Genomic DNA, 20,556 nt, shown 5'->3' on the forward strand with positions numbered 1-20,556 from the left:
GCCGTGGTGGGAGAACCTTACGCCGACTTCTCGCGGCGTTCCGGGGACTGGCGCTTGCGCGGCACGATCGTCGGCAGCACGTTGTCGTTCACGGTGTCGGCGTTCACGACGACCTTGGCGACATCGTCGCGGCTGGGGATGTCGTACATCACCGGGAGGAGGACCTCCTCCATGATCGCGCGGAGGCCGCGGGCGCCGGTGCCGCGCAGGATGGCCTGGTCCGCAACGGCTTCGAGCGCGTCCTGGGTGAATTCCAGGTCGACGCCGTCCATTTCGAACAGGCGTACATACTGCTTGACGAGGGCGTTCTTGGGCTCGGCCAGAATGCGAACCAGGGACTCCTTGTCCAGGTTCGTGACCGAGGCGACGACCGGGAGACGGCCGATGAACTCGGGGATCAGACCGAACTTGATGAGATCCTCGGGCATGACATCGGCGAAGTGATCGGCGGTGTCGATCTCGGCCTTCGAGCGCACCTCGGCGCCGAATCCGATGCCGCGCTTGCCGACCCGGTCCTGCACGATGCGCTCGAGGCCGGCGAAGGCGCCCGCCACGATGAACAGCACGTTCGTGGTGTCGATCTGGATGAATTCCTGATGCGGGTGCTTGCGGCCGCCCTGCGGCGGAACCGAGGCCTGGGTGCCCTCGAGAATCTTGAGCAGCGCCTGCTGCACGCCCTCGCCCGACACGTCACGGGTGATGGACGGGTTCTCCGACTTGCGGGCGATCTTGTCGACCTCGTCGATGTAGATGATGCCCGTCTCGGCGCGCTTGACGTCGTAATCGGCGGCCTGGATCAGCTTGAGCAGGATGTTCTCGACATCCTCGCCGACGTAGCCCGCCTCGGTCAGCGCGGTGGCGTCGGCGATGGCGAACGGCACGTTCAGCATCTTGGCCAGCGTCTGCGCCAGGTAGGTCTTGCCACAGCCCGTCGGGCCGAGCATCAGGATGTTCGACTTGGCCAACTCGACCGATTCACCTCGGGAGTCGCGGCCCTTGTCGCCCGCCTGAATTCGCTTGTAGTGGTTGTAGACCGCGACCGCCAGCGTGCGCTTGGCCGAGTCCTGCCCGATCACGTACTGCTCCAGGAAGTCGCGGATCTCCGCGGGCTTCGGAAGCTCATCGAGCTTGACCTCGCTGCTTTCCGCGAGCTCCTCTTCGATGATCTCGTTGCACAGATCGATGCACTCGTCGCAGATGTACACCCCTGGTCCCGCAATGAGCTTCTTGACCTGCTTCTGGCTCTTTCCACAGAACGAGCACTTGAGCAGATCGCCGCCGTCACCGATGCGCGCCATCTCCTGGGTCCCTACTTCCTTGTCCGCGTGCAACCGTCTGTCCCCGGTCGCCGGCGAGCTGCCTTCTTAGAGCGTATGCCAACACCCCGTCGTGGCGGGTGCGGCGAATCGGCTGTTGTAACAAAAGCTGTACCGACAACCACGAGCAAAGGTCCCTAGTGTGACCGTACCCGCTTCGGTCGACCGAGGTCGACAACTTGGGCACGTTTCTCACCGGACATGTGCGTGGACTCACCCCCGCCCTGGTGACGAGGCCGCAATGACCTCGCCACCGGCACGCCTCACTTCTGGGCGCTGAGCTTGCGGTACTGGAACACCGTGTCGACGATGCCGTAGTCCTTGGCCTCTTCGGCGGTCAGGATCTTGTCACGGTCGGTGTCCTTGCGGATGGTCTCCGCGTCCTTACCGGTGTGACGGGCCAGGGTGGTCTCCATGAGCCGGCGCATGCGCTCGATCTCGGCGGCCTGGATCTCCAGGTCCGAGACCTGACCCTGGATGCCGCCCGAGGTGGACGGCTGGTGGATCAGCACGCGGGCGTTCGGCAGCGCGGCGCGCTTGCCGGGGGCGCCGGCGGCCAGCAGCACCGCGGCGGCGGAAGCGGCCTGACCCAGGCACACGGTGACGACGTCGGCGCGCACGTACTGCATCGTGTCGTAGATCGCCATCAGCGCGGTGAACGAGCCACCGGGCGAGTTGATGTACATGGTGATGTCACGGTCCGGGTCCTGCGACTCCAGCACCAGCAGCTGCGCCATGATGTCGTTCGCCGAGATGTCGTCGACCTGGTTGCCGAGGAAGATGATGCGCTCCTCGAACAACTTGTTGTACGGGTCGGAGGTCTTGACGCCGTAGGTGGTCTGCTCGGTGAACTGGGGCAGGATGTAGCGCGACTGCGGCAGCGAACCGGCAGCGGCGAAAGTGATTCCCGCGGAACGCGGATCGATCGACATATGCGTCTCCAAAGTCTGTGGGGTGGTCGGTGACTAGCTGACGCCGTCGGCCTGGCGCGCGTGCGTGATCACCTGGTCGATGAAGCCGTACTCGAGCGCCTCCGTCGGGGTGAACCAGCGGTCGCGGTCGGCGTCCTCGGTGACCTGCTCCACGGACTTGCCGGTGTGCAGCGCCTGCAGCTGATTGAGTTCGCGCTTGGTGTAGGCGAACTGCTCGGCCTGGATGGCGATATCGGAGGCCGAGCCGCCGATGCCCGCCGACGGCTGGTGCATCATGATCCGCGAGTGCGGCAGGGCGAAACGCTTGCCCTTGGCGCCGGCGGCGAGCAGGAACTGACCCATGGACGCGGCCAAACCCATACCGACCGTGCGGATGTCGCAGGGCGCGAACTGCATCGTGTCGTAGATCGCCATACCCGCGGTGACCGAACCACCCGGCGAGTTGATGTAGAGCGAGATATCGCGCTCCGAATCCTCGGCCGACAGCAGCAGGATCTGAGCGCACAGCTTGTTGGCGATGTCGTCGTCGACCTGGCTGCCCAGGAAGATGATGCGCGAGCTCAGCAGCCGCTCGTACACCGAATCACTGAGGTTCAGACCAGCAGTCGCGGATGCCATCTGCACCCCTGCCCGATTAGTTGTCACGGATACCTGCCCTCTCTCACCGGCTCGGTCCCACCAAGCCCTACTGATCACTTAGGAAGTTCCAGCGCTGACACAAACCCTAACGAAGCAGGGCGGCACCGAACTCCCGGTACCGCCCTGCTTCGCTCACAGCGCAAAACTTACGTGGCCCTCGCTCCCGCAAGTTACCCGGCCTGGGCCAGATTTACTTGCTGGGCGCTGACCTCGGTCTTTACTTGGCCTCGACCTCGACGGCCTCGGTGGCGTCGGCGACCTCGGCGAGCTCCTCGGCGGAGATCTCCTCGGCCTCATCGGCCGGGCTGCCGAACATCTCGGCGGTGTCGACGGTCGCGCCGGTGGTGTCGGTGACGACCGCGGAGGTCACCACACCGGCCAGGGCCTTACCGCGGCGCACGTCGGCGAAGACCGCGCCGAGCTGACCGGCCTGCTGGATCTGCTGGATGAACTGATCCGGGCTCATGCCGTAGCGCTGGGCCTGGAAGATGATCCGCTCGTACAGCTCGTCCTGGCCGACCTGGGTGTTCTCGGCCTCGGCGACGGCGTCCAGCAGCAACTGGGTCTTGACCGACTTCTCGGCCGACTCCTTGGTGTCCTTGTCGAACTCCTCGCGCGAGGAGCCCTGGGCCTCGAGGGCCTCGGCCAGCTTGGCCTCGTCGTGGTCGAAGCCGTGGACGGCGTCGTGCAGCACGGCGTCGATCTCGGCCTGGACGACCTTCTCGGGCAGCGGGATCTCGGTGGCCTCGAGCAGGGCCTCGAGGACCTTGTCGCGGATCTCGCCGGCCTGGGTGACCTTCTTGACGCGCTCGACGCGGCCCTTCAGGTCTTCCTTCAGCTCGTCGATGGTGTCGAATTCGCTTGCCAGCTGGGCGAACTCGTCATCGGCCTCGGGCAGCTCGCGCTCCTTGACCGACTGCACGGTCACGGTGATCACGGCTTCCTTGCCCGCGTGCTCGCCGGCGACGAGGTTCGAGGTGAAGTCCTTGGACTCGGTGGCCTTGAGGCCGATGAGCGCCTCGTCGAGGCCCTCGATGAGCTGGCCCGAACCGACCTCGTGCGACAGACCGGTGGTGGAGGCCTCTTCGACGTCGACGCCGTCGACGGTGGCCGACAGGTCGATGGAGACGAAGTCACCGTCGGCGATCTCGCGCTCGACGGCGGTCAGGGTGCCGAAGCGCTGACGCAGCGAGGTGAGCTGCTCCTCGATGTCCTCGTCCTTGATCTCGATCGGATCGACGGTGACGGCGATCGCGGAGAAGTCGGGGAGGGTGATCTCCGGGCGGACGTCGACCTCGGCGGTGAAGGCGAGCTCCTGGCCGTCCTCGATCTTGGTGATCTCGATCTCCGGCTGGCCGATGACCTTGGCCTCGGTGGCGATCACGGCATCGCTGTAGCGCTTGGGGAGGACGTCGTTGACGACCTGCTCCAGCACGGCGCCACGGCCGACGCGCGCTTCGATGAGCTTGGCCGGGGCCTTGCCCGGACGGAAGCCGGGGATCTTGATCTGGCCGGCCAGGGCCTTGTAGGCCTTGTCGAAGTCGGGCTTCAGCTCCTCGAAGGGCACCTCGACGTTAATCCGGACCCGGGTCGGGCTCAGCTGCTCGACGGTGCTCTTCACGGACATGCTCCTTGTTCGTAGTTCAACATTTGACGTTAGGTCCCCCCGAACGCATCCCGACCAGGGTAGTTGACCGGTTCCGGGGGCGTGTAACCGGTCGTGGCAGACGGCACCGCGACGGCTGGTGAGTCACCAGCCGCCCTGGTACAGCGGTCGAGGAGTTAGGAACCGACCTTGACGGCGTCGGTCACGAAGACCAGCGTCTCGTTCGGCTTCATGCCGCCGCGACCGACCGCGCCGTAGCCCAGGTCCGGCGGCACGATCAGCAGTCGGCGCGCGCCCTGCTGGACGCCGACCAGACCCTGATCCCAGCCCTGGATGACCTCGCCCGCGCCGAGGTTCAGGGTGAATTCCTTGCCGCGGTCGAAGGAACTGTCCAGCTTCTTCCCGTCGGACCACGCCACGAGCGAGTAGTTCATCGACAGCGGCTGACCCGCGACCGCGCCGGCGCCCGAGCCCGCGACCAGGTCCTTGACGATGAGCTGCTTGGGCGCGTCGCAGTTGTCGGGGATGGTGATCTTCGGGTTCTCGCCGTACCCGCCGTCGACCTTGATGTCGTCGGCGGTGCACTCGCGGCCCTTGCTCGCGGGCGTCGTGGTCGCCGCGGCCGACCGCGCGGCGGTGGTCGTCGTCGGCGAATCGGCCTTGCTGTCGTCGTCGCCACCGCAGCCCGCCACCAGCAGTACCGCGGCCGCGACCACACCGATCGCACCGATCTTGCCCACCACGCGCATTCCCGCTCCTCGCCGAGTCTCGGACCGCCGCACGGTTTGCGGCATCGGGCCGAAACCTACACGTTGGCGCTCGCGGGCGTGGTATCGACTCGGGGGCGCGCGGACCGGCATCCCGCGCCGCGAAATACGATTGCCGCGTTCCCCGGCGGTGCGGGAGCATCACCGAGTGCTTCTGACCATCACCTGTACGCGACCTGACGGCGCCGCCTGGGCGGCAGACGAACTGGGCTTTCTGCTGCACAAGAACCCCGCGCGCGTACAGGCTTTCGAGCAGTCCTACGGGGTGGCGCACGTGCTCTACCCCGAGGCGACCGCGGAACGCTGCACCGCCGCGCTGCTGCTGGAGATCGACCCGGTGCGGCTGGTGCGCGGAAAGTCCAAGGGCGCACCGGAGTTCAGTCTCGCCCAGTACGTGAACGACCGGCCGTACGCGGCGTCGTCGCTGCTGGCGGTGTCCATCGCACAGGTCTTCGGCTCGGCCATGCACGGCCGCTGCGCGCAGCGCCCGGAACTCGCCGAGACCGCGCTGCCGCTGCGCGTGGAGCTGCCCGCCGTCCCCTGCAAGGGCGGCCCCGAGTGGGCCGAACGCGCCTTCACTCCGCTGGGCTGGACGGTGACGGCCACTCCCCTGCCCCTGGACCCGGCCTTCCCGGACTGGGGCGATGCGCACTACGTGCGCCTGGAGTTGACCGGCACCCTGCGCCTGGCCGACGCCCTGGCGCACCTCTATGTCCTGCTGCCCGTCCTGGACGGCGCCAAGCACTATTTCCTCGACGACGCCGAGATCGACAAGCTGCTGCGCTTCGGCGCGGGCTGGCTCGAGTCCCACCCCGACCGCGAGTGGATCACCCGCCGCTACCTGACGCGGCGCCAGTCCCTGGTCCGCGCGGCCCTGGCCCGCCTGGCGGAGCTGGACGACGCCGATCCGGAGGAGTTCGGGGCGGTCGACCCGGTTGCTGGAGCGGCGGTCGACGGCGATGCGAGCGCGGAGCGCGGACCTTCGCTGGCGGTGCTGCGGCGCGCGGCCGTGCTGCGGGCGCTGCGGGCGGCCGGGGCCGGGCGGGTGCTGGACCTCGGATGTGGCGAGGGAGCGCTGCTGCTCGAGCTGGCGGCCGCACCGGAGTTCGGGGAGATCGTCGGGGTCGACGTCTCGGTGCGGGCGTTGAAGATCGCGGAGCGGCGACTGCGGCGACTGCCGGAGTTCCAGGCGCGGCGGGTGAGCGTGCGGCAGGGGGCGCTGACCTATACCGACGCCTCGCTGCGGGGGTACGACGCGGCCGTGCTGATGGAGGTGATCGAGCACGTGGACGAGCCGCGCCTCGGCGCGCTCGAACAGGCCGTGTTCGGGGCCGCGGCGCCGGGCGCGGTCGTGGTCACCACGCCGAACGGGGAGTACAACGCGCTGTACGAGACGCTGCTGGCGGGCGCCTTCCGGCACGCGGACCACCGATTCGAGTGGAGCCGTGCGGAATTCGCGACGTGGGCCGGCCGGGTGTGCGAGAACCACGGCTACACGGTGCGTTTCGAGCCGGTCGGGCCGGTGGATCCCGAGCTCGGCGCGGCCACCCAGCTCGCCCTGTTCACCAAGAACACACCCGGCACGACATCGGACATCAACGAGAAGAAAGGGGCCGCGTAATGGCTGAACTGACCATCCCGGAGCTGTCGCTCGTGGTCCTGGTGGGCAGCACCGGATCCGGGAAGTCGACCTTCGCCCGCAAGCACTTTCCGGCCACCGCCGTCATCTCCTCGGACTACTGCCGCGGCGTGGTGAGCGACGACGAGAACGATCAGTCCGCCACCGACGACGCCTTCGCCCTGCTGCACCACATCGCCGGTGTCCGCCTGCGGCGCGGGCTGCGCACCGTCATCGACGCGACCAACGTGCAGCCCAAGGCGCGCCAGGCCCTCATCGAACTGGCGCGGGCGCACGACGTGCTGCCGGTCGCGATCGTGCTCGACGTGCCGGACGCGGTCTGCGTGGCCCGCAACGCCGCCCGCGCCGAGCGCGCCCACCTGCCCGAGCACGTGGTGCACCGGCAGCAGCGCGAGCTGAGGCGCAGCCTGAAGTTCCTGGAGCGCGAGGGTTTCCGGCGCGTGCACGTGCTGCGCGGCGAGGCGCAGATCGACACCGCGACCTTCACCTTCGAACGCCTGTGGAACGACAGGCGCGAGCTGACCGGGCCTTTCGACATCATCGGCGACATCCACGGCTGCCGCTCCGAACTGGAGACGCTGCTGGGCGAGCTCGGCTACGAGCTCACCCGCGACGACGCCGGACGCTCGGTGGACGCCCGCCACCCGGAGGGCCGGACCGCTGTCTTCGTCGGCGACCTGGTCGACCGCGGACCGGACACCCCCGGCGTGCTGCGCCTGGTCATGGGCATGGTGCGGGGCGCGAACGCGCTGTGCGTCACCGGAAATCACGAGTTCAAGCTGGTGCGCGCGCTGGACGGCCGCAAGGTCAAGGTGGCGCACGGGCTCGCGGAATCACTGGGTCAGTTCGAGGCGCAGGACGCCGAGGATCCCGAATTCCGCAAGCGCGCACACGAATTCATGCGCGCGCTGGTCAGTCACTACGTGCTGGACGAGGGCAGGCTGGTCGTCGCGCACGCCGGTCTGAAGGAGCAGTTCCAGGGCCGCGCCTCGGGCCGGGTGCGCGAGTTCGCCATGTACGGCGAATCCACCGGGGAGACCGACGATTACGGGCTGCCGGTGCGCTATCCGTGGGCCAACGACTATCGCGGCCGGGCGACGGTGGTGTACGGGCACACCCCCGTCGCGGATCTGGTGTGGGTCAACAACACCCTGTGCCTGGACACCGGCGTCGTGTTCGGCGGCAGGCTGAGCGCGCTGCGCTACCCGGAGCGCGAGACGGTTTCGGTTGCCGCCGAACAGGTCTGGTACGAGCCGACGCGGCCGCTGCTGCCGACCTTCGCCACCGCCGAGGGCGCGGTGCACCGCGATCCCGGCGTCCTGGATCTGGACGACGTCCTGGGCCGGCGCGTGGTGGAGACCACGCACCTGGGCCGGGTCGGCGTGCAGGAGGACGCGGCGAGCGCGGCGCTCGAGGTCATGAGCCGGTTCGCGGTGGACCCGCGCTGGCTGGTGTACCTGCCGCCGACCATGTCCCCCTGCGCCACCTCGACCCGGGACGGCTACCTGGAGTATCCGGCCGAGGCGTTCGAGTACTACCGCTCCGAAGGGGTGCGCACGGTCCTGTGCGAGGAGAAGCACATGGGTTCGCGCGCGATCGTGGTGCTCGCGCGCACGGCCGCCGCCGCCCGCGAGCGCTTCGGCGTCGAGGACGGGAGCACCGGCGCGGTGTACACCCGCACCGGACGCCCGTTCTTCGACGACGCCGCCCGGACCGAAACCCTGCTGGCCGGGGTGCGCGCCGCGGCCGAGAAGTCCGGCCTGTTCGGCGAACTCGGCTCGGACTGGGTGGTGCTGGACTCCGAGCTGCTGCCCTGGTCGGCCAAGGCCATGGGTCTGCTGCGCAACCAGTACGCGGCGGTCGGCGCGGCCGCACGCGCCTCGCTCGGCGCGGCCGCACGGGTGCTGGAGGCGGTGGGCGCGCGCGGGCTGGATGTCGCCGAACTCGGCGAGCGCACCCGGGCACGGGAGTCGGACGCGCACGCCTTCACCGCCGCGTACGGCCGGTACTGCTGGCCGACCGACGGGCTCGACGGCGTGCGGCTGGCGCCGTTCCAGATCCTGGCCGCACAGGGCACGAATTACGCTGTGCGCGAGCATGATTGGCACCTGGCGCACATCGACCGGCTGATCGAGGCCGATCCCGGCCTCTTCACCGCCACCCGGCGGATGCTGGTGGATCTGGACGGCCCCGAGGGCGAAGCGAGCGCCACCGCGTGGTGGACCGAGATGACGGCGGCGGGCGGCGAGGGCATGGTCGTCAAGCCGGCCGGGTCGCTGGTCGCGGACAGCGGCACCCGCAGCGGCAGGCCGGTGCAGCCGGGCGTGAAATGCCGTGGGCCCGAATACCTGCGGATCATCTACGGCCCGGAGTACCTGCGGCCGGAGAACCTGTCCCGGCTGCGGCAGCGCGGTTTGGGCGGCAAGCGCTCGCTCGCCCTGCGCGAGTACGCGCTCGGCCTCGAGTCGCTCGACCGCTTCGTCGCGGGCGAACCGCTGTGGCGGGTGCACGAGGCGGTGTTCGCGGTGCTCGCCCTCGAGACCGCGCCCATCGACCCGCGGCTGTAAAGCGTTGTGGGCCGGATTGTTCCGGCCCACAACGCCGGCGCGCGCGTCAGGACGCGGCGACCAGGGTGGTCAGCCGTTCCAGGAACGGCCGCTGCCCCTTGCCGAGCTTGTCCAGGGCTACCTCGGGGGTGAACCACTCGGCCCGGTCGATCTCGGGGAACTCCTGGATCCGCCCCGAGCGCGGCGGCCACTCCATCTCGAACGTGCCCGGAACCACCTGCGCCGGATCGAGATCCGCCTCCACCGCCCAGATCGCCACCTGTTTGCGCCCGCGCCCGCTCCCGTACTCGACCTCGCCGAGCGGCAGCCACTCCCCGTCGGGCACGGGCAGGCCGAGCTCCTCGGTGAACTCGCGCCGCGCCGCGAGCTGGGCGCCCTCCTCGGCGGGGTCGTACTCGCCCTTGGGAATCGACCAGGCCGAGGCGTCCTTGCGCGCCCACAGCGGCCCGCCCATGTGCCCGATCAGCACTTCCAGCGTGGGTGCGCGGCGGAAGAGCAGGATCCCCGCGCTGTACCTGAGACTCATTCCGGCAGTCTGCCGCCCGAGGCGGGGCCGGGTCCAGCCGGGGCCATCAGCGGGCAATATGCCAGCAAATAGAATTTCTCGGTCAAAATACGCAATTCACGCGATCTTGTTTTCTCCGGTCATTACTCCGCCGAAACTCCCTCGTGCACTGGTCTTTCCCATTAGGCTTCCGGATTTGTTCGGCCCTTACCTGATGACGGATTGGATACCGCATGGAATTCCGCAGCGTCACCGCGGCCGCCGCCCTGACGATCGGTGCACTGACCGCTACCACCGGTGCGGCGTACGCCGAGCCGGCTGCCCCGGAGAACATCGCCTACTCGGCGAAGCTCGTGGACAAGTCGGTCGTGACCACGCTCGAGAGCGGCACGTTCGAACTCTCCAAGGCGCGCGGCGCCGACCTGGCCGCCGGTGTCACCACCCGGCTGACCGAGCGCGACGGCGTCCTGATCGCGGCCGACGGCTCGACCGTCGCGGCCGCCGACGCGGTCGACGTCCTGGACGTGAAGGATCCGCGGGGCGGCGTTCTGCTGACCCTGCCGCTGAGCTTCCGCGTCGGCGCCCTCACGATTCCGGTCACACCGCTGCTCGAGCGGAACAACACGGTGCTGTCCCTCACCCCCGACAAGCCCGCCGGGCTGGATCTGTCCGCCCCGCTGGCGGTGAAACCGGTTGCCTCGCAACTGGAGAACGATCGCGCGCTGAACGCCTTCATGACCCAGTTCGGCCTCGCCACCACCATCGGCACCTTCGTCGGCACCGCGATCGGCGCCACCATCGGCTGCATCGCCACCCTGGTCGCGGGCTGCATTCCCGGCCTCACCACGGGCGCGGCCGTCGGCGGGATCATCGGCAGCATCGCCGTCGGCGGCCCGACCCTGATCGCCGCGGGCATCGACCTGCTCAGCACCATGAACGCGCCGAGCGACACCACCAAGTGGTCGGATAGGCAGCAGATCCCCGCCGCCGAACCGCAGCCCGCAGCCCAGCCCGGCGTATCCACGCAGCCGAACTAGCCGGGGGCAGGAGCCGCCCCGGGCACCGGGGCGGCGCACCCTCAGCCGGGCAACGGCAGGCAGCCGAACGAATCCGCCGTGCCGTTCTGGAGACCACCATCGGGTCGGTTAGATCTGAGTGTGCCTTCGAGTAGTTGGCCAAACCGGCGATGCAAAAAGCGCCGCCAGGACGCCCTCGCCGTACAGTGTGGATTGCGGTCGGCCGAAACCACCAGACCTGGCTTCGGCCGACCGCTCGACGATCCAGACTGGTCAGGAACGCTTGCCGCGGATCTTGCGCCCCATCTGGGTGTCGGGGTAGAGGATCGCCTCAGCCACCCGACCACCGGAGTCCTTGACACCACCCGCGAAACTGATGCCATCATCCTTGCCAGTCGCCTTGCCCGCGATGCCGTCCCAGTAGGTCGCGGTGCGATTCCACTGAATGTCAACGAGCAGGTTTCGGAACTGCGGAATGTCGAGCCGCGGTCCAGCGGCAGCCCAAGGAAGCGCCTGGTGACCAGCGACGCCGAGGCCTGCAAGTACGGCAGGCGTGGAAACCGCGGACCGGTCGGCGAAGTGTGGAAACAGATCCACAAGCACCGCCGTCAACAGGTCAATGACGGCATCAGCAGCGTCGTCGGGCTTCACGCCCGCGGGCAGATCACTCTCGTCGACACTGGCCGACGACTTCTGAATTCCGATCCGCCCAAGCAGAGCCGTCACGACCAGTGCCCGCAGACCAGACAAGGTGATGACTTCGGGATCAGTCTTCCCGAGCTGCCGCTTGCGCGACTGGACCAGACTCGAGAACTTGACCCGCTTCCCGTTGTGATCGACGATCACCTTGTCGGCAATACGGTGTGCCAGCTGAGTAGCGAAATCCCGCTGATCCATACTCATCGCCAAGTTCTTGGCGACCGGAACGCCCTTCACATTGCGGTCGTAGAACACCTGTCGCGCATCCTCGACCGACAGGTTCCAGTAGAGCTCAAACGGAACCCGCACTTCGCGGAGCTTCCTCGGGGTCAACCCGAAGGCCTCAGGCGCGTCGTTAAGCTCGTGAAGCGCAGTAACCTGGGTTTCCCCGTCGATGGCGATGACCGGCGTCCCGCTCGGAATGGTGATGTTACGGATTCCCGTATTGGGTACCAGCTCATCCGGAGCAACAAGCACCACTTCGCCGTCGTCGTCTTCAGAATCCGACGGAATCCACAGCGTAACCGGGGGGGTCGACCATCCCTCACCGAACTCTCCGTTGATCGCCGAAGCGATGTACTGCGCATACTCCGGAACGTTCTTGCCTTTCTGCGTGGCCTTGATCGTCCGTTGTACCAACGCACGAATCTCCGCGTGACGACGAGTCGAGCCGTCCTGGTACTTGATCGCCCGGGGATCTTCTTCGCGCTTCGGCGAATGAACCAACCTCAAGAGAGCTGGCAGGCTCAGCGTACCCACCACCCCAGTGGGCCGGAAGGGCATTACGGGCAGCGTGATGCCTTCCACCGCCGCCGTAGGCATAGCCATGGTCATCAGTGTTCCCTATCTATCCGCGGATGCCTTCTTGCGTCCGATACGGCAAGAGTACACGCAAAACTTCATCCGCGGATAGGTTTTCTCGAACTGCGAATGAGATTTTTGCCGGTTTCAGTCACGAACTGGCTGAATCACGGCCGATATCCGGGCCGCCCGCGGCGCGGGGATCATCACCGGCCTGCCGGACGCGTACGGGCGCGGGCGCGTCATCGGCGACTACCGCCGGGTCGCGCTGTACGGCGTGGACCGGCTCATCGCCGCCAAGCGCGCCGATCACGCCGCCCTCGACGCGCGCTGGGCCGACGACGAAACCATCAGGCTGCGTGAGGAAGTCAGCGAACAGATCCGCGCCCTGGACGAGCTGAAGCACATGGCGGCCGCGTACGGCTTCGACATCTCGCGTCCCGCCGCCACCGGCCGCGAGGCCGTCCAGTGGCTGTACTTCGCGTACCTGGCCGCGGCGAAGGAGCAGAACGGCGCGGCGATGTCGCTGGGCCGCGTCGCCAACTTCCTCGACATCTACCTCGAACGCGACCTGGTCGCCGGGCTCATCACCGAGGAGTACGCCCAGGAGCTGATCGACGACTTCGTGATCAAGCTGCGGATCGTGCGCTTCCTGCGCACCCCCGAGTACGACGAACTGTTCGCCGGCGACCCCACCTGGGTGACCGAGTCGATCGGCGGGCTCGGGACGGACGGGCGACCGCTGGTGACGCGCACCAGCTTCCGCCTGCTGCAGACCCTCTACAACCTGGGCCCCGCGCCCGAACCGAACCTCACCGTGCCGTGGTCGCCGCGACTTCCCGAAGGCTTCAAGCGCTTCTGCGCCCAGGTCTCCATCGACACCAGTTCGATCCAGTACGAATCCGATGAACTGCTGCGCCCGAGCTCGGGCGACGACACGGCCATCGCCTGCTGCGTCTCGGCCACCGAGGTCGGCAAGCAGACGCAATTCTTCGGCGCGCGAGTCAATCTCGCCAAGACGCTGCTGTACTCCATCAACGGCGGGCGCGACGAGCGCACCGGCGAGGTGGTCGCGCGCGGCTTCGCGCCGATCACCGCGGACGTGCTCGACTACCACGAGGTCGACCTGGCACTGGACGCGATGATGGACCGGCTCGCCGGCACCTATGTGCACGCGCTCAACGTCATCCACTACATGCACGACAAATACGCCTACGAGCGCATCGAGATGGCGCTGCACGACACCGCCGTTCGGCGCACCCTGGCCTGCGGGATCGCCGGACTGGCGGTGACCGCGGACGCGCTCTCGGCCATCCGGTTCGCGAAAGTCCATGTGCTGCGCGATGACACCGGTCTCGCGGTGGACTACCGGATCGAGGGGGACTTCCCCGCCTACGGCAACAACGACGACCGGGTCGACGCGATGGCCGCCGAACTCGTACAGCGGTTCATGACCAAGCTTCGCCGGTACCCGGCCTACCGCGGCGCCGAGCACACCCAGTCGGTGCTCACCATCACCGACGCCATGGAGCATCCGGAGAAATACCCGCGGTTGACGATTCGCGTCTCGGGCTACGCGGTGAACTTCGTGCGCCTCACCCGCGAACAGCAGCTCGACGTCATCAACCGCACCTTCCACATGAGTCTGTGATCGGCGGGTGGCCGACGCGGATCGCCGCGCCCGATCCCCGGCTCGAGCCCTGTGAACTGCGAGGATGACCGGGTGGACAGCTCAGGAAAGATCCGGGTCTTCCTGCTCGACGATCACGAGATCGTGCGGCGCGGGCTGCAGGATCTGCTCGAGGCCGAGGGCGATATCGAGGTCGCCGGGGAGGCGGGCGGCGCCGCCGAGGCCCTGCGCCGCATTCCCGCCGTCCGGCCCGACGTGGCGGTCCTGGACGTCCGGCTGGAGGACGGGGACGGCATCACCGTCTGCCGCGACCTGCTCGCGGAGCTGCCGGACCTGAACGTGCTCATGCTGACCTCGTTCTCCGATGACGAGGCCCTGCTGGGCGCGGTGCTGGCCGGGGCCAAAGGCTATGTCCTCAAACAGCTTCGCGGACCCCAACTGGTCGACGCGATTCGCCGGGTCGCGGCGGGCGAAACCCTCATAGACCCGCGTGTCGCGGCGGAACTCACCGCGCGCCCGCCCGCCGGCCCCGCGGCTCCCGGCCCGCTCGCGACCGCCGAACTCACCGATCGCGAACGCCAGATCCTGGCCCTGATCGGCCGGGGCCTGAGCAACAAGCAGATCGCCGCCCAGGTGTTCCTGTCCGAGAAGACGATTCGCAACTACGTCTCGGCCCTGCTGAGCAAGCTGGGCCTGGCCCGCCGGTCCCAGGCCGCGATCCTGGCCGAGCACCTGCGCCACGAGCGCGGCGACGGCTGGGCGCACGACTCCTGATACCCGTTGCGGCGGGCCGATCCCGACGCGCCGTGCGCGACATGCCGAACGAGCTGTCGAGATCCCTTGCAGCGGCCGTGATCTCGAGCACACCGCAGCCTCGAAAAACACCCTAAATAGGGCAGTTCGGGCGGCCATCCGAGCGGGCCGCGAAAACCCTCTGACACCTGTTCCCGGAATGAGTGAAAGATGGTCGGGGTGACAGGATTTGAACCTGCGACCCTCCGCTCCCAAAGCGGATGCGCTACCAAGCTGCGCTACACCCCGTAACCCGTCCGGCCGAGTCGGCGGGACATCCCCGCTGGACGGGAGAAGAGCGGGTGACGGGAATCGAACCCGCGCTATCAGCTTGGAAGGCTGAAGTTCTACCATTGAACTACACCCGCGTGCGCACCCACCGGAACCCGGTGCGGCTTGCGAGAGCACTGTACCGAACCTCACTCCGCATATGCCAATCGGGCCGCGTCGACCCAGGTCGCCGCCGCTCACGCGGGGGCTCCGGCGAGTCGCGCCAGCGCGCCGAAAAAGTGTGTAACACGGGGGGCCCGCGAGCGATATCGCATCCGATCGCCATTCGCGAGGCAACGGGAACCCGTTCTGAAACAGGGTATTTCGATGCCGGGTGGCTTGCTAGGATCCTTTTTGTCCGGACGCGGGGGTGTATCTGGAAAGGGGGCGGTGAGCATGCACCGAACATGCCGACCGCAAGGTAGTCAGTTCGATCTGAGAGGCGTCACCGGCTCGACCGCTGGCTCCGACCGTATGCACGACGCAGGGTGAGCGCGCATGCCCATCCGAATCGACACTCGAACCACGATCGTTGTCACGGCCACCATCCGCGAATGGGTGCGGGCGGTCCACCCGAACGGCGCGGGCGCCGGGCCCGAACTGCCACCCGAGGACATGCACCGCATCTTCGGCCGCGTCATCGATGACCTACTGGAACTGGCCGGGTCCGAACCGTTTCCGGTGCCCGCCGCCCGCGCCATCGGGCATCGCCTCGCCGAGTCCCCGTTCGACCGGACCCGCATGCTCGCGCCCGCCAGCCGCGCCCTACTCGGGCTCGCGCCCGGGGAGCCGGGATCGCTGATCGCCACCCGCTGGCCGTTCATAGCCAGCCAGGCCATCGACAGCTACGCCGAGGCGCTGCAGCAGCGCGCGCTCGCCCAGCAGGAACGGAGCCTGTCCGAAGCGGTCTCGGTGCGGGTGCAGGAGATCGCCGCGCTGCAGAGCCGGCTGCGTCACGACGCCACCCACGACGCGCTCACCGATCTCGCCAATCGCTCCCTGCTCAAGGAACGGGTGCGCATGATGGCCACCGACCCCTCGCGCGGGGTCGGGCTGCTGCTCATCGATCTGGACGATTTCAAGCAGATCAACGACGGCTACGGGCATTCGGTGGGCGACGAGGTGCTCGTCGCCATCGCCCAGCGGCTGCGCGCGGCCTGCCCACCGGAAACGGTCATCGCCCGCTACGGCGGGGACGAGTTCGTGGTCGCGCTGCCCGCGCGCCGCAACATACTGCCCGAACTGGCCGTGCGCGTGCTCGCGGCGCTGTGCGAGCCGGTGCTCACCGCGGCGGGCCCGGTTCCCGCCTCGGCCAGTGTCGGGTCGGCGTTCTGCCCGCCCGGACGCGAGTGCGACTTCGCGGATCTGCTGCGCAGCGCGGACAGGGCGATGTACACGGCCAAGACCGCGGGCAAACGCCAGTTCGCCATGTCCGACCTCGACGAGGAGGTCGATTCAGAGAACCCGGGGGCACGTTTCGCGGCAGTGGCGGGCTGACTCCCCGTCGATCGGCAACCGGCTCGAGCAATCTGTCAGTTATCGCTGCCGCGTAAGCTGATCAACGTGGCCACGGTCGTAGTACTACTTCTCGTCATGGTCGGCGTGCTGCTGGCGGTACTGGTGGTGAGTCGCGGGCAACGATCCCGCGCCGACACCCGGCTCGCCGACGCCAAGGCCGACGCCCGGCGGGTCATCGAACGCCTCGGCGGGCAGGTGTATCAACTCACCGGCTCCGACGCCCCCTCCAGCCAGGCCCTGGCCGATGCCGCCGAACGCTTCACCGCGGCGGGCTCGCAGATCGAGCAGGCCGCGACCCCCGCCCAGGCCCGCCTCGCGAAGGAGACCGCCCTCGAAGGGCTCTACTACGTGCGTGCCGCGCGGACCACCATGGGCATGGACCCCGGACCCGCCGTTCCCGAACTCGACGGGCAGCGCGCCGCGGGCCGGGTCAGCGAGGAGCGGGTCATCGACTACGACGGCCGCGAGATCGCCGCCTCGCCCTCCCCCTCGGCCCGGACGCCCAACTACTACCCCGGCGGGCGCGTGGCGGGCCGGCCGGTCCCCGCGGGCTGGTACTCCGAACCCTGGTGGCGCACGGCCCTGGTCGCGGGCGCCTGGGGCGTCGGGTCGGCGCTGCTGTTCAGCTCGCTCTTCGCGGGGATGTCCGGGGTCGGGTACGACTCGGCGGCCTTCGAATCCGGCTACGGCGACGGCTATCAGGACGGCCTCGACGCGGGCGCCGGGGACGGCGGCTACGCCGCGGCCGACGCGGGATACGACACCGGCTACGGCGATCAGGGCATCGACCCCGGCTCCGACATCGGCGGCACCGACTTCGGCGACTACGGCGATATCGGCGGGTTCGACGGGTTCGACGGCGGCTTCTGACCCGGCCCTGCCGACTCCCCCGCCCGCCACACCGGGATGACGCGCTCCGCCACCGTCACCTCGGCGTTTTCCCTCGGGACACGCTGGGCGGTGTGTCCGAGTTCTCCCGGCGCTAACCGGAATTTGTGCCTCCGTTTGCCCTGTGTTAGGGATTGACGGTGCTGGTCGACCCTCAGGTGAACACGGCCGGCGAGGCGCCGTCCGGCGAGAAAACGGATCCGCGGGTGATCCCGATCGCCGCGCTGGGTGTGGCGGCGGCGCTCCTGGCGGGATCGCAATACTGGGCCTCGACGCACGGTCATCTCGGGCCGCTGCTGAGCCTGCTCGCCGATTTCCTGGGTAATCCGCAGTCGGCGTTCGTGTCCTGGGCCGGGCTCGGGCTCGCGTGCGTCGGCGTGCCGGCCCGGCTGCGCGTCATCACCCTCGGCGCGGCCGCCGCGCTCGACGTCGCGACCCTCGGACTGCAACTGCTGTGCGGCTGGCACGTCTCGATCGGCACCGGGCCCACCCTCGCACTGGCCGCCCTGACGGTGATCGCGTATCGCCTGCCCCACGGCCCCCCGCGGCGAGCGGCCATGCGCGCCATCGCCTTCGGGGTGCTGCTGATCATGGCGTCCAAACTCGCCGACACCTGGCTCATGATCAGCATCGCCGCCGGGCCGAACGTGCTCGACCCGTATCTGCTGCTCGCCGATCGCGCGCTGGGCGAACCGGCCTGGGTGGTCGGCGACCTGCTCGAGGCCGGCGGCGTGATCCCGCGCGCGGTGCTGCACGTGATCTACATCCAGTTGCCGCTGGCGGCGATGGTCGTCGCGGTGTGGCAGCTGCGCGGGGTGACGACCGGGCCCTGGCCCCGGCACACACTGCTGCGCACCTTCCTGGTGCTCGGCATGATCGGCCCGCTGACCTACGTGCTGTTCCCGGTGGTCGGCCCGGTGTTCGCGTACGGCCCCGAGGGCAACGGGCTCCAGCTCGGCGACTGGCCGAACGTCCTGCCCACCCTGAACTTCACCCCGTCGGCGCTGCCCTTCGACACCGAGACCGCCCGCAACTGCATGCCGTCCATGCACACCGCCTGGGCGCTGGCGCTGTTCGTGCACTCACGGGGCGGACCGCGCTGGCTCCGCTGGGCGGGGTCGATCTGGCTGATCGGAACCCTGCTCGCGACACTCGGGTTCGGCTACCACTACGGCGTCGATCTGGTGGCGGGCGCGGTGCTGTGCCTGACGGTGGAATCGGCGCTGCGCGAACCCGGCCGCGGCTGGAACCGGTATCGGATCCGGGCGGTCGCGCTCGGAACCGTCGTATTCGCCGGGCTATTGCTCTCGTACCGATTCCTGGCCACCACGATGGCCGATCATCCGGTGCTCGCGGGCGCGGCCGTGCTGGGCGCGCTGGCGGCGGTGGTGTTCACCTTCCACGCGACCTGGTTCGCCGCGCCGGGGAGCAGGGCGGGCCGATGGGGTGGCCGTACCGGCCAACTGCTAGCCATCAATTAGCCACTCACACAATGCAATCCGGACAACTTATGCGAAAGCCGAAAGGTTAGTGTCGGCCGAATGATCACGATGCGCACGGGGCGGGGAAGCTTGCCGCGCACACCGAAGTCCGTTGAACACAGATACATCCCGCGCGTTCCGATCGCACTCGGCATCGCGCTCTCGATAGCGATCGTCGCCCTGGTCTCGGGGCTGCACGGATTCCTCGACCTGCAGGTCTATCAGGTCGCCACCCGGGCCTGGCTGCACCACAGCGAACTGTACGGCCCGATCCTGCCGGTGGCCGGGCACACCAATCTGCCGTTCACCTATCCGCCGTCCGCCGCCGTCCTGATGATCCCGCTCGCGCTCATGCCGCTGTGGCTCGCCGAGTTCGCGGTGACGGCCAGTTCCCTGGGCAGTCTCGGGGTGACGATCTGGCTGGTGCTCTCGCGCATCCGGCCCGATCTCGACGCCCGCGCCAAGGCCACGGTGAGCACGGTCGCGGTGGTCGCGCTGCTGGCGGTGGAACCGGTCCGCACCACGCTGTGGTTCGGGCAGATCAATCTGATCCTCATGGCGGCGGTCGCGCTGGACTGCCTCAGCGTCAAGCCGCGCTGGCCGCGCGGGGTGCTGATCGGCATCGCGGCGGTGACCAAGCTGACCCCGGCGGCCTTCGTGCTGTACTTCCTGATCCGCGGCGACTTCAAGGCGGCGGGGCGCGCGGCGCTCACCGCGGCGGCCGTGGTCGGCGCGGGATTCGTGCTGTTCCCCAGGGAATCCCGCGCGTACTGGTTCCACGCCGTCAAGGACACCAATCGGATCGGCTCGCCGCACTACGTCGGCAATCAGTCGATCAAGGGCACGATCTTCCGGCTCGGGCTGCCGCACACGATGTCCACCGTGCTGTGGCTGGGGCTGGCGGTGGTGGTGACCTGTCTGGGGGCGGCGCTGATCCATCACCTGTTCGGCCTGGAACGGCTGGCGGCGGGCGCCTCGGTGACGGTGTACTCGGTGGTCGCGCTGTTCGTGAACGCGGCGGTGCTGCTGCTGATCTCGCCGGTGTCGTGGACGCACCACTGGGTCTGGGTGGGCCCGGCGCTGGTGGCGGCCGCGGCGTGGGCGAGCACGAAATCCGGGCGGGCCTCGTTCGGCATGATCGCGGCGTTCGCGGCGCTGTTCCTGATCGGGCCCGGACTGGTGCCGAACGGGAACGATCGCGAGCTGAGATGGGCGTGGTGGCAGCACATTCCGGGTGACGGCTACTTCATCGCCGGGACGGCGCTGCTCGGGGCGGGGCTGTATCTGCTGCTGGCGCGGCGGGCGGCGGCCGTCGCCGCGCCCGTCACCAGCCCGGGGTAGACCCGGTCACAGCGGGCGGAAGCCGAGCTGGACGCCCAGCTCGTCGGTGCCGCCCGCGATCTCGCCCAGTACCGCTCGAACCGCCGCGGCCAGGTGCGCGCCCCAGCGCGCGGCCCGGTCGCGGTGGTTGGCCGGTCTCTTTTAAACAA

General features: G+C 68.6%; 15 protein-coding genes, 2 tRNA genes and 2 pseudogenes. 10 read left to right on the plus strand and 9 right to left on the minus strand.

Annotated elements, in window-relative coordinates; genetic code table 11:
• Positions 1-17: 17 nt before the first annotated feature.
• The 5 genes from clpX to ACWIGI_RS40980 all read right to left on the minus strand — a co-directional run bounded on the left by clpX (position 18) and on the right by ACWIGI_RS40980 (position 5,242).
• Positions 18-1,298, minus strand: coding sequence for an ATP-dependent Clp protease ATP-binding subunit ClpX (gene clpX, locus ACWIGI_RS40960; protein WP_354986514.1), 1,281 nt, complete (start codon positions 1,296-1,298; stop codon positions 18-20).
• A 281-nt stretch (positions 1,299-1,579) separates the two neighbouring features.
• Complete coding sequence (locus ACWIGI_RS40965; RefSeq protein ID WP_454209087.1) at positions 1,580-2,248, minus strand: ATP-dependent Clp protease proteolytic subunit; 669 nt, start codon at positions 2,246-2,248, stop codon at positions 1,580-1,582.
• A 33-nt stretch (positions 2,249-2,281) separates the two neighbouring features.
• Positions 2,282-2,866: an ATP-dependent Clp protease proteolytic subunit gene (locus ACWIGI_RS40970; protein WP_454209088.1), complete on the minus strand. Its 585-nt coding sequence runs from the start codon at positions 2,864-2,866 to the stop codon at positions 2,282-2,284.
• Positions 2,867-3,104: 238 nt separating this feature from the next.
• Positions 3,105-4,508, minus strand: a complete 1,404-nt coding sequence (gene tig, locus ACWIGI_RS40975; protein WP_454209089.1) for a trigger factor — start codon at positions 4,506-4,508, stop codon at positions 3,105-3,107.
• Between the two features lie 161 nt (positions 4,509-4,669).
• Positions 4,670-5,242, minus strand: a complete 573-nt coding sequence (locus tag ACWIGI_RS40980; RefSeq protein WP_454209090.1) for an FKBP-type peptidyl-prolyl cis-trans isomerase — start codon at positions 5,240-5,242, stop codon at positions 4,670-4,672.
• Positions 5,243-5,408: 166 nt separating this feature from the next.
• Between ACWIGI_RS40980 and ACWIGI_RS40985 the strand changes: the two genes are divergently transcribed.
• Positions 5,409-6,881, plus strand: a complete 1,473-nt coding sequence (locus tag ACWIGI_RS40985; RefSeq protein WP_454209091.1) for a 3' terminal RNA ribose 2'-O-methyltransferase Hen1 — start codon at positions 5,409-5,411, stop codon at positions 6,879-6,881.
• Positions 6,881-9,466, plus strand: a complete 2,586-nt coding sequence (locus tag ACWIGI_RS40990; RefSeq protein ID WP_454209092.1) for a polynucleotide kinase-phosphatase — start codon at positions 6,881-6,883, stop codon at positions 9,464-9,466. The genes ACWIGI_RS40985 and ACWIGI_RS40990 overlap by 1 nt, the downstream gene beginning before the upstream one ends.
• 46 nt (positions 9,467-9,512) lie before the next feature.
• Here the strand turns inward: ACWIGI_RS40990 and ACWIGI_RS40995 are convergent, their stop codons facing one another.
• The gene (locus tag ACWIGI_RS40995; RefSeq protein ID WP_454209093.1) at positions 9,513-9,992 is read right to left on the minus strand and encodes an NUDIX domain-containing protein; all 480 of its coding nucleotides are present in this window, start codon (positions 9,990-9,992) and stop codon (positions 9,513-9,515) included.
• Positions 9,993-10,204: 212 nt separating this feature from the next.
• On the opposite strand from ACWIGI_RS40995, the gene ACWIGI_RS41000 reads away from it, so the two are divergent.
• Positions 10,205-11,008: a hypothetical protein gene (locus ACWIGI_RS41000; protein ID WP_454209094.1), complete on the plus strand. Its 804-nt coding sequence runs from the start codon at positions 10,205-10,207 to the stop codon at positions 11,006-11,008.
• 252 nt (positions 11,009-11,260) lie between these two features.
• Here the strand turns inward: ACWIGI_RS41000 and ACWIGI_RS41005 are convergent, their stop codons facing one another.
• Entirely contained in the window at positions 11,261-12,520 is a 1,260-nt protein-coding gene (locus ACWIGI_RS41005; protein WP_454209095.1) for a DNA sulfur modification protein DndB, read from the minus strand.
• A gap of 136 nt (positions 12,521-12,656) precedes the next feature.
• Here ACWIGI_RS41005 and ACWIGI_RS41010 point away from each other — a divergent pair.
• From ACWIGI_RS41010 to ACWIGI_RS41020, 3 genes and pseudogenes are all read left to right on the plus strand, one after another.
• Positions 12,657-14,006: pseudogene (locus tag ACWIGI_RS41010) on the plus strand (pyruvate formate lyase family protein); the annotation flags it as partial.
• Positions 13,998-14,138 (plus strand): annotated as a pseudogene (locus tag ACWIGI_RS41015) (glycine radical domain-containing protein); the annotation flags it as partial. The pseudogenes ACWIGI_RS41010 and ACWIGI_RS41015, both read left to right, overlap by 9 nt.
• A gap of 72 nt (positions 14,139-14,210) precedes the next feature.
• The gene (locus ACWIGI_RS41020) at positions 14,211-14,891 is read left to right on the plus strand and encodes a response regulator (RefSeq protein ID WP_454209096.1); all 681 of its coding nucleotides are present in this window, start codon (positions 14,211-14,213) and stop codon (positions 14,889-14,891) included.
• Positions 14,892-15,081: 190 nt separating this feature from the next.
• On the opposite strand, the gene ACWIGI_RS41025 is transcribed toward ACWIGI_RS41020, so the two are convergent.
• Positions 15,082-15,158 (minus strand) — tRNA-Pro (locus tag ACWIGI_RS41025).
• A 48-nt stretch (positions 15,159-15,206) separates the two neighbouring features.
• Positions 15,207-15,277 (minus strand) — tRNA-Gly (locus ACWIGI_RS41030).
• A gap of 400 nt (positions 15,278-15,677) precedes the next feature.
• Between ACWIGI_RS41030 and ACWIGI_RS41035 the strand changes: the two genes are divergently transcribed.
• From ACWIGI_RS41035 to ACWIGI_RS41050, 4 genes are all read left to right on the plus strand, one after another.
• Entirely contained in the window at positions 15,678-16,676 is a 999-nt protein-coding gene (locus ACWIGI_RS41035; RefSeq protein ID WP_454209097.1) for a diguanylate cyclase domain-containing protein, read from the plus strand.
• Between the two features lie 96 nt (positions 16,677-16,772).
• Complete coding sequence (locus tag ACWIGI_RS41040) at positions 16,773-17,567, plus strand: DUF1542 domain-containing protein (RefSeq protein WP_454209100.1); 795 nt, start codon at positions 16,773-16,775, stop codon at positions 17,565-17,567.
• A gap of 158 nt (positions 17,568-17,725) precedes the next feature.
• A complete protein-coding gene (locus ACWIGI_RS41045; protein WP_454209098.1) occupies positions 17,726-19,066 on the plus strand; it encodes a phosphatase PAP2 family protein in 1,341 nt (446 codons plus the stop codon).
• Between the two features lie 60 nt (positions 19,067-19,126).
• On the plus strand, positions 19,127-20,407 hold the full coding sequence (locus ACWIGI_RS41050; protein WP_454209099.1) for a glycosyltransferase family 87 protein: 1,281 nt from the start codon (positions 19,127-19,129) through the stop codon (positions 20,405-20,407).
• Positions 20,408-20,556: the final 149 nt, after the last annotated feature.

Source organism: Nocardia sp. NPDC055321, assembly GCF_053645575.1.